At 71.0% G+C, this 16,070-nt stretch carries 9 protein-coding genes; 4 read left to right on the top strand and 5 right to left on the bottom strand.

The annotated features are described in order from the left end of the window. Window positions 1–58 precede the first annotated feature (58 nt). Both zwf and gndA read right to left on the bottom strand, forming a co-directional pair. The gene (gene zwf, locus B1759_RS06895; protein WP_095514281.1) at window positions 59–1,597 is read right to left on the bottom strand and encodes a glucose-6-phosphate dehydrogenase; all 1,539 of its coding nucleotides are present in this window, start codon (window positions 1,595–1,597) and stop codon (window positions 59–61) included. A 97-nt stretch (window positions 1,598–1,694) separates the two neighbouring features. Then, the gene (gndA, locus tag B1759_RS06890) at window positions 1,695–3,155 is read right to left on the bottom strand and encodes an NADP-dependent phosphogluconate dehydrogenase (RefSeq protein ID WP_095514280.1); all 1,461 of its coding nucleotides are present in this window, start codon (window positions 3,153–3,155) and stop codon (window positions 1,695–1,697) included. 264 nt (window positions 3,156–3,419) lie between these two features. Here gndA and B1759_RS06885 point away from each other — a divergent pair, with 264 nt between their 5' ends. Further along, window positions 3,420–5,915 (top strand): heme lyase CcmF/NrfE family subunit, encoded by a 2,496-nt coding sequence (locus B1759_RS06885; protein WP_095514279.1) that lies wholly within the window; start codon window positions 3,420–3,422, stop codon window positions 5,913–5,915. A gap of 35 nt (window positions 5,916–5,950) precedes the next feature. On the opposite strand, the gene B1759_RS06880 is transcribed toward B1759_RS06885, so the two are convergent. Together B1759_RS06880 and B1759_RS06875 are read right to left on the bottom strand one after the other, a co-directional pair. After that, a complete protein-coding gene (locus B1759_RS06880) occupies window positions 5,951–6,406 on the bottom strand; it encodes a hypothetical protein (protein ID WP_095514278.1) in 456 nt (151 codons plus the stop codon). 4 nt (window positions 6,407–6,410) lie between these two features. After that, a complete protein-coding gene (locus B1759_RS06875; protein ID WP_095514277.1) occupies window positions 6,411–10,967 on the bottom strand; it encodes a PKD domain-containing protein in 4,557 nt (1,518 codons plus the stop codon). Window positions 10,968–11,139: 172 nt separating this feature from the next. Here B1759_RS06875 and B1759_RS06870 point away from each other — a divergent pair, with 172 nt between their 5' ends. The 3 genes from B1759_RS06870 to B1759_RS06860 all read left to right on the top strand — a co-directional run bounded on the left by B1759_RS06870 (window position 11,140) and on the right by B1759_RS06860 (window position 14,897). Beyond that, on the top strand, window positions 11,140–11,853 hold the full coding sequence (locus B1759_RS06870; RefSeq protein WP_095514276.1) for a hypothetical protein: 714 nt from the start codon (window positions 11,140–11,142) through the stop codon (window positions 11,851–11,853). Window positions 11,854–11,923: 70 nt separating this feature from the next. Continuing rightward, window positions 11,924–13,342 carry a hypothetical protein gene (locus B1759_RS06865; protein WP_095514275.1) on the top strand — a complete coding sequence of 473 codons (1,419 nt, stop codon included), beginning with the start codon at window positions 11,924–11,926 and terminating at the stop codon, window positions 13,340–13,342. A 142-nt stretch (window positions 13,343–13,484) separates the two neighbouring features. Next, window positions 13,485–14,897 (top strand): hypothetical protein, encoded by a 1,413-nt coding sequence (locus B1759_RS06860; RefSeq protein WP_095514274.1) that lies wholly within the window; start codon window positions 13,485–13,487, stop codon window positions 14,895–14,897. An 80-nt stretch (window positions 14,898–14,977) separates the two neighbouring features. Here the strand turns inward: B1759_RS06860 and B1759_RS06855 are convergent, their stop codons facing one another. Next, a complete protein-coding gene (locus B1759_RS06855) occupies window positions 14,978–15,994 on the bottom strand; it encodes a L,D-transpeptidase (protein WP_095514273.1) in 1,017 nt (338 codons plus the stop codon). Between the last annotated feature and the right edge of the window lie 76 nt (window positions 15,995–16,070).

Genomic DNA, 16,070 nt, shown 5'->3' with positions numbered 1-16,070 from the left:
GTGGTGCTTGCCCGAGTCCTCACAGCGTCGGGCGCCCGGGCCGCTGCCCGAGGCGGGCTCACTTGCCGGCGTCCGCGACCGCCTCGGGGGCGATGCCGGGGGGCGTGGCGTCCGGCGGGAGAGGCTCGAACCACGCGCGGCCGTCGCGGGCGAGCAGACGGTCGGCGGCGGCGGGGCCCCAGGTGCCGGAGGCGTAGTTGGGGAACTCCGCGGGCGGCGAGTCCGCCCAGGCCTGGAGCACGGGGTCGACCACCTTCCAGGCCTGCTCCACCTGGTCGGCGCGCATGAAGAGCGTCGCGTCGCCGCGGATGGCGTCCAGCAGGAGCGTCTCGTAGGCGTCCGGCGGCGTCTCGAAGGCGTCCTCGTAGTCGAACCGCATCGACACCGGGCGGAGCAGCATCGACGGGCCGGGGCGCTTGGCCTGGAAGCGGAGCACGATGCCCTCGTCGGGCTGGATCCGCAGCACGAGCCGGTTGGGCTGCCACGCCTCGTCGGCGCCGGACGGGAACGCGCGGTGCGGGACGGGCCGGAACTGGACCGAGATCTCGGACACGCGCCGCGGCATCCGCTTGCCTGTGCGGAGGTAGAACGGGACCCCGTGCCAGCGCCAGTTGTCGACCTCCAGCTTGAGCGCCGCGTACGTCTCGGTCGTCGAGTGCGGCGCCACCTTAGGCTCTTGCCGGTACCCGGCCACGCGCTCCCCGGCGAGGTAGCCCTCGCCATACTGGCCGCGGACCGCGACCTCGTGGATCCGGTCGGTCGTGATCGGGCGGACCGCCTTCAGCACGTCGACCTTTTTGTTGCGGACCTCGTCGGCCTGGAACGCGACCGGGGGCTCCATCGCCACGAGGCAGAGGAGTTGGAGGAGGTGGTTCTGGACCATGTCGCGCAGCGCGCCCGCCTTCTCGTAGTACCCGCCGCGATGCTCCACGCCGACCGTCTCGGAGACCGTGATCTGGACGTGGTCCACGTAGCGGGCGTCCCAGATGGGCTCGAAGAGGGCGTTCGCGAAGCGGAAGGCGAGCAGGTTCTGGACCGTCTCCTTGCCCAGGTAGTGGTCGATGCGGTAGACCTGCCGCTCGTCGGCCGTCTGGAGGAGCACCTTGTCGAGCGCGCGCGCGCTCTCGATGTCGCGCCCGAACGGCTTCTCGACCACGAACCGGTCGCGGTCCACGTCGGCCAGCAGGCCCGCCGTGCTGAGGCCGGTCACGATCGGGTCGACGAGGAAAGGCGCGACGGACAGGTAGTAGACGCGCTCGGGTCGCTCGCCTTCGGGCGCGGTCTCGTCGAGGTGGGCGGCCAGCCGCTCGAACGTCTCCGGCTTCGTCGCGTCGCCCTGGACGTAGCTGAGGCCCTGCGCGAAGGCCGTCCAGCTGTCCGCATCGACGTCTTTGGGGAAGAACCGGCCGAGCGTGTCGGCGGCGTCGCAGGCGAAGGCCGTGAACGAGTCCGAGTCCATCTCGGCGAGGTCGACGCCGATGATGTCCACCTCGGCGGGCAGGCGGCCCTCCCGGTAGAGGTCGTAGAGGGCCGGGAGGAGCTTCCGGTGGGCGAGGTCGCCGGCGGCGCCGAAGAGGACGAGCTGGACGGAGGTCATTCGAGATCAGGGTTCGGGGGACAAGGGTCGAGTCGGGGGAACCGCCGGGGGGCGCAGGCGGACACCGCACTCTGACGTCCCCACGGCGGCCCCGTCCCTACAGGCCCGCCGGATCCCACTGAGAGTGGAACATGCCGTCCTTGTCGATCCGCGCGAAGGTGTGGGCGCCGAAGTAGTCGCGCTGGGCGGCGACGAGGTTGGCGGGGAGCCACTCGGAGCGGTAGGCGTCCAGGTAGGCGAGCGACGCCGAGAAGGCGGGTACCGGGATGCCTGCACCGACGCCGAGGGCGACCACCTCGCGGAGCGCGTGTCGGCAGTCGGTGAGGATCTCGGTGAAGGCGGGCGCCACGAGCAGGTTCGGGAGGTCCGGGTCGGCGCGGAAGGCCTCGCGGAAGGTCTCCAGCATGTCGGCGCGGATGATGCAGCCGCCGCGCCAGATGCGGGCCACGGTGCCGGGGTCGAGACCGTACTCGTACGCGTCCGAGGCGCGCTTGAGAAGGGCGAAGCCCTGCGCGTAGGTCACCAGGAAGACGGCGCGGAGCGCCCGCTCCAGGCCCGCGACGAGGTCGTCGGGCCGCTCGGCCCGTCCGGCGGGCGTGCCGAGCAACCCCGATGCGGCGACGCGCTCGTCCTTGAGCGCCGAGAGGTAGCGCGCCGTGACGGCCACGTCGATGGTCGGTGTCGGCACGCCGAGGTCGAGGGCATCCTGGGAAGTCCACTTGCCGGTGCCCTTCTGGTTGGCCGTGTCCGCGATGAAGTCGAGCAGGTAGCGGCCCGTCATGCCCGCAGGCGGCCCCTCGTGGCCCGGCATCTCGTCGGGCTGGACCTCGACGGTGTCGGGCTGGTGGAGGATGTCGGCGGTGATCTCGACGAGGTAGGAGCGGAGCGGGCCCGTGTTCCACTCCGCGAAGAGGTCGCCCATCCGGTCGTTGCCGAGCCCGGCGCCGCGCTTCATCAGGTCGTAGGCCTCGGCGAGGAGCTGCATCAGGCCGTACTCGATGCCGTTGTGGACCATCTTGACGTAGTGGCCAGACGCCCCGGCGCCGAGGTGGGCCACGCAGGGCTCGCCGTCGACGGACGCCGCCATGCCTTCGAGGATGGGGGCGACGCGGGCGTACGGCTCCTTTGGTCCGCCAGGCATCATGCTCGGCCCGTGGCGCGCGCCGTCCTCGCCGCCGGAGACGCCCATGCCGAAGAAGTGGAGGCCCTGCGCCGCCATCTCGTCGTGGCGGCGACTCGTGTCCGGAAAGTGCGAGTTGCCGCCGTCGATCACGAGGTCGCCCTCGGCGAGCTTGGGCGCGAGGCTGCCGAGCACGGCGTCGACGGGCTTCCCGGCGGGCACCATCACAAGGATGTTGCGGGGCGTCGGGAGGGCGTCGAGGAAGGCGTCGAGGTCGGTGGTGGCGACCACATCGGATGCCGCCTCGGCCTCGAAGCCGCGGACGGCGTCCTCGCCGAGATCGGTGCCGACGACCGTGGTGCCGCTGTCGAGCGCGTTGAGGGCCAGGTTGCGACCCATGATGCCGAGGCCGACGACGCCGAGATGGGGGGTGGACATGGAGCAGGCAGGGGGTGAGGGAGGGCCGTACGCAGCCCGCGCGTCGCGGTGCCCCGCGCAAACCGCTGTGCGCGCGGATCGTGTCTCGCCGCGCGAGGCAGAGCGCGTTGCGGAGCGGGGCCGCGTCCAGCGATGGCGTACGTTGCCTGTGCCGGCGCTCGGTGCGCCTGCCGAGGCCGCGTGTGTGCGCCGAATCCACGCCCCGTCCGCACGACCGCGTGGCCCTCGCACGTAGGTTTCATTCCAGGCTGAAACCCCCTTTCGATGATCGGACCCGTCGGTCACTTCTCGCTCGTCGTCGCCTTCGTGGCATCGCTGGTGGCGCTCGTCGCCTACGTGCTCGCCTCCCGCCCACGCGTCGACGCGGACTCCGAAGCGGCGTGGTCCCGGATCGGCCGCTGGAGTTGGGCCGTGATGGGCGCCGGCATCGTGGTCGCCTCGGCGATGCTGTGGACGGCCCTGTTCGGTGGCCACTACGACCTGGCGTACGTCTACCAGCAGACCTCCGAGGCGATGCCGTTCCGGTACCAGTTCTCGGCGTTCTGGGCCGGCCAGGAAGGCTCGTTGCTGCTCTGGGGCATTATGACCGCCGTCGTGGGCGCGGTGCTGATCCGGTGGTCGGTGCGGACCGATGGCAGCGAGGCGGCGCGAGAGGCGCGGCGCGCCTTCGCCGGTCCGGTGCTGGCCGTCGTGTCGCTCTGCCAGGCGTTCCTGCTGTCGATGATCGTGGGCCTCAAGCTGGGCGGGGTGCCCATCGGCGCGAGCCCGTTCGTCAAGCTGGCCGACAAGTTCCCGGACGCGCCCATGCTCCAGGTGGCGGGCTACGTCCCGGCCGACGGCCAGGGCCTCAACGACCTCCTGCAGAACCCCTGGATGACCATCCACCCGCCGACGCTGTTCGTCGGGTTCACGCTGCTGATGGTGCCGTTCGCGTTCGCCGTGGCGGGGCTGTACCGGGGCCGCTACACGCAGTGGGTGAAGCCCGCGCTGCCGTGGTCGCTGATCGGCTGCGGCGTGCTGGGGGTGGGCATCATGATGGGCGGCTGGTGGGCCTACGAGACCCTCAGCTTCGGCGGCTGGTGGGCCTGGGACCCGGTCGAGAACTCGTCGCTGGTGCCGTGGATCTTCGCCGTGGCCGCGCTCCACGCGATGGTAGTCCAGAAGAAGACGGCCGCGGGCCACAAGGCCGCGCTCTGGCTGAGCGTGCTCGCCTTCCAACTCGTCATCTACTCGACGTTCCTGACGCGCTCGGGTATCCTGGGCGACGTGTCGGTGCACAGCTTCGTCGACCTCGGGCTGTACAACCAACTGCTGGTCTGGATCACGGCCATCGGCCTGCTCGGCTTCGGCGGGCTGGCGTGGCGCTGGCGCTCCCTGCCGGCGCCCCCGACGCCGCCGGCTCTCCTGAGCCGCGAGTCGCTCGTGTTCACGGGGGCGCTGCTGCTGGCCGTGACCGGTGGCGTGATCGCCCTGGGCACGTCGGCGCCCATCTTCGGCAAGCTGTTTCGCGACAACCCGAGCGCGGTCCCGATCGAGTTCTACAACACGTGGACGCTGCCGCTGGCCGTCGGCATCGCGTTCCTGGCGGGCATGGGGCAGCTCTTCTGGTGGCGCAAGATGACCGTCGAGGACGCCAACCGGGTGCTCTTCCGGCCGGTCCTGGCGACCGTCGTGAGCACGGCGGCCGTCGTCCTGATGACGCCCTTCGTGCAGGAGACAGTGCTGCCTGCCTCCGCCGAGGCGGCCTCGCCTGCGGTGGCCGGGGCGAGCGTGCTGGGGGTCGGCTTCTTCCAGACGCACGGCACGAGCCTGCTGCTGCTGCTGCTGCTCTTCGCGTCCTTCTTCATGCTCTGGGGCAACCTGAGCGTGATGTGGCGGGTCGGCCGCGGCAACCTCAAGATGGTCGGCGGGAGCCTGACGCACGTCGGCTTCGGGTTGATGCTGCTCGGCATCTTCGCCTCCTCCGTCTTCAACGACCCGATCTCGGACGGCGGCGGGACGGACATCCAGGGCAGCCGCGAGAACGTGGTCGTGCCGCTGGGGCGGACCGTCGCCGCGGATGGCTACCGCTGGACCTACACCGGCCAGGAGGTCAACGAGGACGGCCGGCCGGTCTACGTCATGGACGTGGTGGACCGCGACGGGCGCCAGTTCCAGACGCGCAACGTGGTCTACAAGGACGGCCGCGACCAGTGGATCCAGCAGCCGGACGTCCGGGAGGGCGTCACGAAGGATCTCTACGTGGCCGTCTTCCCATCGGCCATGAGCGAGAACCCGGCCGAGGGCCGCGCCGAGGTGACGCTTGCCCGTGGCGACTCGATCAAGCTGGCGACGCCCGCTCACGACCACGCCTTCACGGTCACGTTCCAGGACTACGAGCTGGAGGTCGACCTCGACGCCGTCGGCCTGGAGCGCGACTCGGTCGACCTCGCGGTGGCCGCGCGCCTGGAGGTCCGCAACGAGACCACCGGCGAGACGCGCCTGCTGCGGCCGGTGTACGTCATCACGCAGGACCGCCGCCAGCAGTACGTCCAGAACCGCGACCTGGAGTGGGGCCTGGGGACCGCCTTCGCCGGGATGGTGGTGGACGAGGGCGCCATCCGGCTCGTGTTCGAGGGCGCCACGGTGGCCTCCGAGGAGTGGGTGGTGGTGCAGGCCTACGAGAAGCCGTTCATCTCGCTGCTGTGGCTCGGGACGGGCCTGCTGGGCATCGGCTTCGGCATCTCGTTCCGGCGGCGGCTCGGCGAGGCGCGGCGGTAGCGAGTCGCCCCGCCTCGGCACCGAGGCGGGGCGGGCTACGCGTCGAGCGCCGCCTGGGCCGTCGCCATGAGGTCGTCGTAGAGCGCCTGGACCGGCGTGTCGGGCGGCGTCTCGCTCAGCGGCGTGTGCCACGCGACGCGGCGGCTGTCGCCGTCGGCCGTCACGGTGACGAAGGTGACCGTCGGGTCCATGTCCTGCCGCTGCATCGAGAACAGCTCGGCAGCCTGGACGCGCGCCCAGAGCGCCGCGATCTGGGCCGGGTCGAGGTGGCCCTCGGCCTGGACGTGCTCTTCGGGGGACCGGCCGTTCCAGCGCAGCACCGTCCCGTCGGCGCGGATCGTGTGGCCCTGCATCTGCCCGGCCATCCCGCCGGTCCGGCCGAACAGGACGACGAAGTCGGGAGGGGGCGCCCCCGCGTCCGATCCCGCCTGGCGCGATGGCGAGCAGGCGGCGATGAGCAGCAGGGCGAGGGCGAGGAGAGCGCGGAGCATGGGGTTACCGGACCAGGACGAACGTTTTCTGGAGCCGCGTCGGGGCGCCGCCAGGCGTCGACACGTCCAGACGGTACAGGTAGAGGCCGCTCGCGACGCTCAAGCCTTCCACGTCGCGGCCGTCCCAGTCAACCGTGTGGACCCCGGCCGGCCGCTGCCCGGCGTCGAGCACCCGGACGCGCCGGCCCGTCACGTCGAAGACCTCCAGCGTGACCTCGGCCTGGGTGTCCAACTCGTAGCGGATCGTGGTCCCGTCGCGGAACGGGTTGGGATAGTTCTGCGCAAGCCGCGCTCGCCCGGAGGGCGTCTCCTCGACGGCGACCGACCCATTGATGAGCACGTCGACAGGGATCGACAGGCTGCCGCCGTTGCTGGCCATCTGGACGGTGCCCTGGTAGGTGCCCTCGGCGAGTCCCTGCGAGTCGAACGACACCGTGATGGTGCGCGCGCCACCCGGCGCCACGGTCCCTTGCGCGGGCGCCACGGTGAACCGGGACGGCCCGGTCCCGCCCGTGATGGTGATCGTCCCCGAGACCTGCCCGGTGGCGCCGAGGTTGTCGGTCACCGTGAGCGTGAGCGTGTAGGTGCCCGCCGCCGCGTACGCGTGGGTCGCGACGGCCTGGGTGCTGGTGGCGCCGTCGCCGAAGGACCAGAGGTAGCCGACGACCGAGCCGTCGGGGTCCGACGAGGTGGAGGCGTTGAACGAGATCGACTGCCCGACGGGGGCCGAGTTGGTCGAGACCTGCGCGCGGGCCACCGGCGGCTGGTTGCCGCCGCCGCCGCCTGTTACGGTGAGCTGGGCCGAGACCTGTCCGGTGTCGCCGTCGTCGTCCGTGACCTGGAGCGACACGGTGTAGGTGCCCGCCGCCGCGTACGCATGGGTCGCGACGGCCTGGGTGCTGGTGGCGCCGTCGCCGAAGGACCAGAGGTAGCCGGTGATCGTCCCGTCGGGGTCCGACGAGGCCGAGGCGTCGAAGGTCACCGTCTGGCCTACCTGGGGCTGGTTGGTCGAAATCGTCCCGTTCGCGAGGGGCGGCTGGTTGGCGCCGCCGGTGGTCCCGATGGCCCGGACCAGGAACGCCCCGTTCTGGAAGCCCGGGATGGTGTTGATGTTGACGTAGCCCCCCACGTCGGGGTCGTAGTAGAAGCTCTTGTTCGGCACCTGCGCGTCGGTGTCGGCGCCCGCCGGGAAGGCGTACAGGCCGAGCATGAACACGTCCACGTAGAACGTGTCGCCGGGGTTGAAGGTGAGCGGGGTGTCGAGCGCGACGACGTACCACCGGCCCTGGGGGGAGAGGTCCAACTCCACCGTCTTCTCCTGCAGGCTCACGCCGCTGCCATCGAGGATCGAGATCAGGACCGTGTTGCTGGTGTAGCTCTCGGTCCGCATGTAGAACCGGACGCGCTCGATCTGGAAGGTTTCCGTGACGTCGAACTGGTTGGCGACCTCGACGAAGGAGCCGTCGCCGAAGCCCACGAAGTCGTCGGCGGTGTTGTTGCCGTCGTCGAGGATCAGGGTGGCGTCGGGGAGGCTGGTCAGCTCGATGCCGCCGGGGCCGAGGGTGACGGCGCGCTGGCCCAGCGCGAGGGGCGGGCCCACCTCGGTGAGAGCCGCCCGGGCCTCGGCGAGCGTCCGGGCCGGGCGTGCCCCCGAGGCGGACGGAGCCGCGAACGCCGACTGCGTGGCGGAGAAGGAGTACGACAGGTCCGCGGAGCCGGTGTTTCGGAGCGTGAAGCTGGTCGTCCCCGTCGCGCCCGGCTGAGCAGCGATGTCCAGGCGGGAGATGTCGACGCTGGCGGCGGCCGACCCCGCCTGACCGAGCGTAGCGCTGTAGGCGCCGCGGCCGTGCGTGCCGGCCACCACGAGCCCGTCCGAGGGACGGTGGACGATCATGTTGGTCACCACGTTGCCGATGGTTGAGGTCCCTTCCTGCGCCCACGTCGTGGTGGCTCCGCTGAGCGTGCGGGTCGAATACACGCCGGTGCTGGTCGCCAGGAAGTAGACCGTGCCGCTGGACGACGGCGCGATGGTCGCCCACCGCACCGACGGGCCGTCGGCGCCGCCCAGGTTGCCCTCCACCGATGACCAACTCGTCCCGCCGTTAGTCGAGTGCCAGACGCTCTCGATGCCATAGTTCGAGAACGTGGCGAGGATCTCGTCCGCGTTGGACGGGTGGACCGCGATCGAGGACGGGTAGGCGCCCTGCGTCAGGCCCCCCGGCGTGATGACGGTCCCCGCCGGGTTCGAGGCTGCATTGTCGACGCGCTTGAGGACAGTCTGCGTCTGGTAGTCCGTCGCCCCGAAGTAGAGGCGGTTGGCGGGCGCCGTGGAGACTGCGAGCGCCGTCACCTGGTGGGTGCTCGGCGTGCCGACCGCCGAGGCCGTCAGCCGGGTCCAGTTGACCGACGTCGGCTGGTTGCCGACCGGGATGGCGTCGAGGTTGCTGTTGCGCCAGACGGCGTTGCCCCCGGCGAGGTACATCACGCGCGCGTCGTTGGGGTCGAGCAGGTAGGGCGTGATGAACAGGAAGTTGCTCTCGCCAGCGGGCGCCACGGAGCTGTACGCCGTCTGCGTGATCCGAATCACGTTGCCATTCTGGGAGGAGGCGTAGACCGGGAAGCCGCCCGGGGCGACGGCTGCGAAGGCGCCGTCGCCGGTGAGGATCTCGATCCAGTCCTGGCTGCTGCTGGTGCTCTCGGTGAGCCAGGTGCCATTGTCCTGCAGGCCGCCGACCAGCAACTCGCTGCCCGCCGTCGGGTCCACGGCCAGCGCGTAGAACTGGGTGGTGAGGTACCCGTCGACGATCCGCGTCCAGGTCTGCGGCTGCTGCATCACGTTCGTCGTGACCGAGAGGCCGCCGTCGTGTCCCGAGATCATCGCGTTCGGGTTGTTCGGGTAGAACACGACGCGGTGCTGGTCGGGGTGGTGGTTGGGCCACTGCCCCTGCTGCATCGCGTCGGCGTGGTAGCCCGCCACCCAGGTGAAGCTCGCCCCTCCGTCCGTGGAGCGGTACAGGTTGGTGCCGCCGATCCAGACCGTGTTCGGGTCGTCGGGCTTCACGGCCACGACCATGTCGTAGCCGCCCTGGGTCGTGAACTCGCCCCCGAAGATGCTGGGGCTGTGCGGGAAACCGGCCGAGCGTTCCGTCCAGGTGTTGCTCGCCGCGTTGTAGCGGAAGAGCTGGTGGTCGCCGGGGGCGTTGCCTGCCTGGTTCTTCTGGACGAAGACGTAGGCCGTGTTCGGGTCCGAGGGGGCCGCGGCGACCACCATCCGGTAGGGGTCGGCGGTCAGTGTGGGCGGGTTGATCGAGGTCCAGGTCGCCCCGCCATCGGTGGAGCGGTAGACGCCGTACTCGGGGAAGCCGCCGCCACTCCGGCTCAGCACCGCGTAGGCCGTGCCGTTGGAGGCGAAGGTGACGTCGGTGGCGCGGCTGAACGGGGATGCGGACCGGCCGAGGACCTGCTGCCAGGAGGCGCCTCCGTCGGTCGAGCGCATGATGGCGCCGTAGGTCGCGGCCAGCACTGTCCCGTTCGTCGGGTGGACGGCGACGTTCCAGACGACGTCGAAGAACTGGTCGAAGGTCGTGCGGCTGCCCTGGGCCGTGCTCGGGAGCTGGGCCCACGTCTCCCCGCCGTCGGTGGACTTGAAGATCCCCTCGCCGACGAAGAAGGCGCCCGACCCACTCGCAGAGTTGCCCTCCAACTCTCCGGTGCCGTAGTACCACACCGAGCGGTTGCTGGGGTCCTGCGCCAGTGCCGTCACGCTGGCGAACTGGGACAGGTCCGAGGTGAGGCGCCAGCTGGTCCCGTTGTTCTCGGAGAGGTACATGCCACCCGAGATGCCTCCCGCCAGGACGCGCTGGTTGGAGGCCCCGTTGAAGTTGAGGTCGATCGCGAGCGCCCGCGTCCGCCCGCCGACGTTGAGAGGGCCGCGCTGGGCCCAGGTCTCGGCGAACAGGGACTCGGCGAGGCCGTCGACCTCCTCGCGCGATGGGACCCGCTCTGCGAACGCCAACTCACGCATGCGGATGTTCTCGGGGATGCGGCCGGTGCGCGGGTCCTGCAGCCGCCGCAGCTCATACTCGTTCCGCCCGATCGCGCCCGCGCGGTTCTTCGGCGACGACGACGACCGCACGCGGGGCACGTGCAGGTCGGCCATGAGGTCGGTCCAGTCCGTCGTGTCGGCCGGGGCGTCGTAGAGGGCATACCACGGGTCGAGCGCCTCGACGGTCTCCCGGAAGGCGGCCAGGCGCGGTCCGCACTCGTCGCCGACGCCCTCGACCTGCCACGAGGCGAAGCCCACCCGTCCCTCGGGCAGGTCCATGGCTGCCGAGGCGACGCGGAGGTTGGTGCCGACGTAGTCGTAGGCCCCGGCCTCGGTCCCTGCGAGCACATCGGGATGGGAGGCGATTAAGGTGTAGCGGCAGCCCGGCGCGTCCGCTCCCTCGACCGAGGCGGTCTGGATCGTCCTCGTCAGGAGCAGCGAGTCGCGGACGGCCTGCTGGGCGTGGACGGCCGGCGCGAGGACGAGCGCGGCGAGCGCGAGGGGCACGAGGCGCATGGGAGCAGTGTAGGTACTCCCTCTATATCGAGAAACCCTGCGAGACTGGCTCACGAGGCGACCCTTTATTTCTGCGCGGAGTGGAATGGGCGAGCGGACAGTGTGCCGAGGGGCCCGCGCAACACGGCTCGGTGAGGGCCGTAGCTGGCCCGACACCCACCCCACCCCCCCAATGCGCTCCCTCCTCCTCGCCGTCGCCGTTCTCTGGGCGCCTGCCGTGGTCGCCCAGGCTCCGGCCGACACCCTCACCCTCGCTCCCGGCGACGGCCACCTCACGACCGACTGGATGGCGTCTGGCACGCAGGCCTACACTGTCCGCCTGGTGCAGCCGCAGGCGATGGACATCGGCACGGCCTCGGAGACGACGACCGTCGAGGGCGGGACCGTCACGCGCGTCTTGACGCTCTCGATTCCCATGCAGGGGATGACCCAGACCGACTCGCTGGTCGCCGACGCGGCCACGCTGATGCCGCTCACGCACCACTCCACCGGCGGCCAGATGGAGGCCTCGCTGGAGTTCATGGCCGAAGGCGTCGTCGGGATGCTGACGCCGCGACAGGGCGAGGCGACGACCGTGCTGCTGGAGACCTACGACCCTGTGTTCGACTCGGCCTGGATGGGCGAGATCGCCCAGAGCCTGCCGCTCGTCGAGGGCGCCGTCGTCCGCGTGCCGGCGTTCACCAACCAGTCGCCGGAGGAGGCCATCGAGGCCATCCTGACGGTCTCCGGCCAGGAAACGCTCGGCGAGCGAACGGCGTGGGCCGTCGATGCCCAGATGGGGCCCCTGGCGGTGACCTACCTCGTCGACCCCGAGACGCGGGAGTTGCTCACGACCCGATTCTCGCCGCAGCCTGGCGTCCGCGTCGAGATCCTACCCGCCGACTGACCGCAGTCCGCTCCCCCCTCCATGCCTTCCTGCCCTGAGATGGGGTGGGTTTCTCTCCCTACGCCTTTCCATGACCCGACGACTTCTCGCCTCCTCTCTCGCCCTCCTGGCCGCTCCCGCCTTCGCGCAGACGGCCGACCTGGACGCCTTCGCGCTCGACGCTCTCACCCCCAGCAGCCGCACGGTCGAGCTGCTGGTCGACGGCGAGCCGGGGCAGTCCTTCGGGAGCGTCACCGAGACGGTGACCCTCGAGGGGGGCGTCCTGACCTACGTGTCCGTCGCCAACCTGCCGCAGGCGGGCGGCGTGCGCCTCGACTCCACGCGCATGACGTGGCCAGGCCTGGTGCCGCTCAGCGACGCGTTCGCCGCGGGCGGCGAGGTCGGGTCGACGACCTACACCGACGGCGGGGTTTCGGGCTCGTTCGGCGCCGAGGGGCGCGCGTTGCCGTTCGGGTTCGACCTCGATGCGCCTCGCCTCGCCCCGGCCGCTCTCACGCCGCTGGTCCAGGCGATCCCGTTCGAGGAGGGCTTCACCGTCACCCTGCCGACGTTCTCGGCGAAGGAGCGCTTCCAGGAGTCCACGCTGACCGTGTCGGGCCGTGAGGAGGTCGAGGGGCGCGATGGGGCGAGGGTCTCCGCGTGGGTCGTCGAGCAGCGCGGAGGGGGCGGCGCCGCGGGCCGGTTTCCCCAGACCCACTACGTCGACCCCCAGACGCGCGCGATCCTGAAGACGGAGATCGCCGCGCCCGGCATGATGATCGTCGCCGTCCCGATGACCGAGGCGGACCTGGTGGCCCGTGACCGGGCCGTCGCCGATGCGGAGGCGGCCGAGCAGGCGGTCCGTGCGGCCGCGCCCGCGCTGCGCCCCGGCGACGCGACGCTCGCCCTCGATGCCATCCAGAGCGAGGACGTGCGTCTCACTATCCGCCTCGTCCAGCCCCAGCAGATGGAAGCCGGAGCGGAGACGCGGACCGTCGTCGTGGACGAGGAGGCGGGCACCGTCACCCTGACCACGGACACCAACATCACGCTGGCCGGCCAGCGACTGCAGAGCACCCTCGTCGCCGCCTACCCGTCGTTCGCGCCGATCTCGATGGCCCAGGACGACGGCTCGGACCAGACCGAGCTGACGTTCGACGGCGCGCGCGTGACGGGCACCGAGGAGGGGGAGCCGACCGACCTGACGCTCGACGCTCCGGTCTTCGCCAACGCGTGGATGCCGGTCATCGTGCGGACGCTGCCGTTCGCCGAGGGCTACTCGGCCGTCTTCCACGGCTACTCGGCCGGCGACGGCGTCGTGGAGACGTTGCTGACGGTCACCGGCCAGGAGCCGGTTCAGACGTCGGCGGGCGAGCGGACGGCGTGGGTCGTGGAGGCCACCCGGGACGGCCGGACGCTCACGATCCGGATCGACGCGGAGACGCGGGCGCTTCTCAGCTACGGCCTCACCCCGCAGCCGGGCGTGATCATCGAGTTCGTCGCCGACTGACCGCGCGTCTCGGCTCCTTCCGCTGCCCACTCCGACCCGCTCGGGGTGGGCAGCGGCGCGTCTGGGCAGTCGCCTGGACCTCGGCCTGCCCGAAATCGTACCCTGTGTTCGACGATCCACGCCTTCCCCCCAATCCCACCCCATGCGCATTTCTCTTCTCGCCTCTCTGCTCGCCTTCGTGGCGGCTCCCGTGCTCGCCCAGGACGCGGTCGTCCTCCGGCCGGGCCACCCCGACCTGATGACGGCCGGGCTCACCCTCGACTCCGAGACCATCGGCATCCGCGTCGTCGAGCCCGCTCCGCAGGACCTCGGCACGGTCGCGTCGACGGTCAGCCGCGACGGCGACGTCGTCACCATCGTTACCGAGGCGGACGCGCCGCAGGCGGGGCAGGCCTACGAGTCCACCGTGATGCTGTCCTGGCCGTCGCTCGCCCCGATCTCGCGCACGCGGACGGCGGGCAACAGCACCGGCACCACCACCTACGACGGCACCCACATGACGGGGAGCTACGGCCGAGGCGACTTCGACCCGCTGCCGTTCGACATCACGCTTGCGGCGCCGGTGTTCCAGCCGGAGGCGATCCCGCTCCTTGCCCGGGCGCTCCCGTTCCGCGCCGGGTACACGGCGACAGTGCCCACCTTCACCGCCGACCGCCGCGTGCGCGACTACACGCTGACCGTCGTCGGCGAGGAGTCGTTCACCCGCGCCGACGGGACGACGGCTGAGGCCTGGGTCGTGGAGGAGACCAGCAGCGGTCGCGGCAGCTCCGCACGTCGCCACTTCGTCGAGGCGAGCACGCGGGCACTGGTCGCGACCACCTCCACGGCCCGCGGTGGCACGCAGATCGTGAGCGAGCCCGTTACCGAGGCGTCGTTGGCCGCGATGGCGTCCGCCGAGACGCCCGCCGTCGACCTGCGCCCCGGCCTCGACCGCCTCGCGGCCGACGCGCTCGTGGACTACGACAAGTCGTGGGTGGTCAAGCTGGTCGAGCCGCAGCAGCAGGACATCGGCACGCTCACGCGGTCGGTCGTGGTGGACCGCGATGCGGGCACGGCCACCATCAACGCGGAGACGGTAATCGCGATGGCCGGGCAGCGGACGGTCGAGCAGTCGGTGGTCGCCTACCCGTCCCTCTCGCCGATCTCGATGCGCGTCGAGGCGGGCGAGACGGTTCTCGACCTCGCCTTCGACGGCCTCTCCGTGACGGGCACGCGCACGGCCGACGGTGAGACCACCGACATCGAGCAGACGCTGGAGGAGGCGGCCTACGACCCGTCGTTCGCCGCCGAGGCGGTGCGCTTGATCCCGCTGGAGGCGGGCTTCCGCGGCGCCTTCCAGACGGTCGACCCGCGAGAGGGTGCGATCTCGATCGACATGGTGGTCGGCGAGCAGGAGGAGGTCAACGGCCGCACGGCCTGGCTCGTCGACGTGGTGGCGGGCGGCGGCGGCGTCCAGACGTTCGCCATCGACGCGGAGACGCGCGAGGTGCTGCGCATCCGCATCCGCCCGCAGCTGGGCGTGGTGGTGGACTTTGTCCCCGCCGAGACCGAGTAGCTGCGGATCTGCCGGAACGCACAGCGCCCCTTCGCCACATCGGCGAAGGGGCGCTGTCGTTCGGTGCGGCCTCTCGGGCGCTAGCGGCGGCCGGCGAGGCGGTCGAAGGCGCGCTGCTGGTCGGTGCCCGGCGGGACCTGGTAGGGGTCTGGCGGCAGGTTCACCATGCGGATGACCGGGTACTGCTCGCGGTGCAGGAACGGCTGCGGCGGCTCCGAGATGTCCTCGCCGATGATGAGCACCATCGTGCCCTGCTCCTTGATGCGGGCGCCGACCGACGAGATCGGGTCGCGCTGGTTCTCGACCTCCCACGTGTCGACCCAGTTGTAGAGCCACTGCGCGTCCGGCTCCAGCATCCGGATGCAGCCGTGCGACGCCGGGCCCGAGGTGGGCAGGGCGTACTGGTGCATGTGGATGCCGCGCTGCTCGTGGAGGTTCATCACCCAGTACATCTCCCACAGCTCGGCGTCAGGGGCCGAGGAGCCATAGCCTGGGCTGAGCGTGCTCACGCGGTACTCCTGCTGCCAGTTGACGTTGAAGCGCCCGCTCGGCGTCCGCGCGCTCTCGACGCCGGTGTTGATGATGCCCCAGCGGGCGAGCTCGCCGTTCTCGTAGGCGCCCCAGGCCTGGACGTTCTTGTCGAGGATGACCACCTTGCCGATGTCTCGCGCGCCGGGGTAGTAGCGCGGGAACGGCGCGTAGGCCCGGAAGTCGAGTCCGAAGTGGGTCGGCACCACGAGCGTGTCGCCGGGGCTGAGGTTCTCGAGGTCGTTGCGGTTGAGGAGCCACAGCAGCGGCTTGATCACGTCGCGGTCGCCGCCGTAGCGGCGGTACAGCGACAGCCGCGCCTCCAGCCGGTTCTGGCCCTGCGGCACGACGTAGTAGTCGTAGTACACGCGCGGCACGTCGCGGATGGACTCCGACGTACGCCGGTTCATCGTGTCGACGAGCCAGGACTGGCTGAAGTAGGTCACGTTGCCGTCCTGCGCGAAGTCGGCCGAGATGGCGGCGTCAGCGGCGAGGTCGGCGCTGCTCTGGGCGACGGCCGGAGCGGACGCGAGCGCGGCGAGGAAGAAGGCGGCGGCGAGGGCACGCATGAGAGTCGAATGCTGGGAGTGTGTCGAGTATACCCCGTGGGTCGGCGTCGGGGTCCGGGGCGATGGCTGCCAGGAG

This window comes from Rubrivirga sp. SAORIC476, from assembly GCF_002283555.1.
In the GTDB taxonomy this organism is placed as follows: domain Bacteria; phylum Bacteroidota; class Rhodothermia; order Rhodothermales; family Rubricoccaceae; genus Rubrivirga.
Note: the sequence above shows the minus strand (reverse complement) of the source record. Positions and strands in the feature narration are given on the sequence as shown.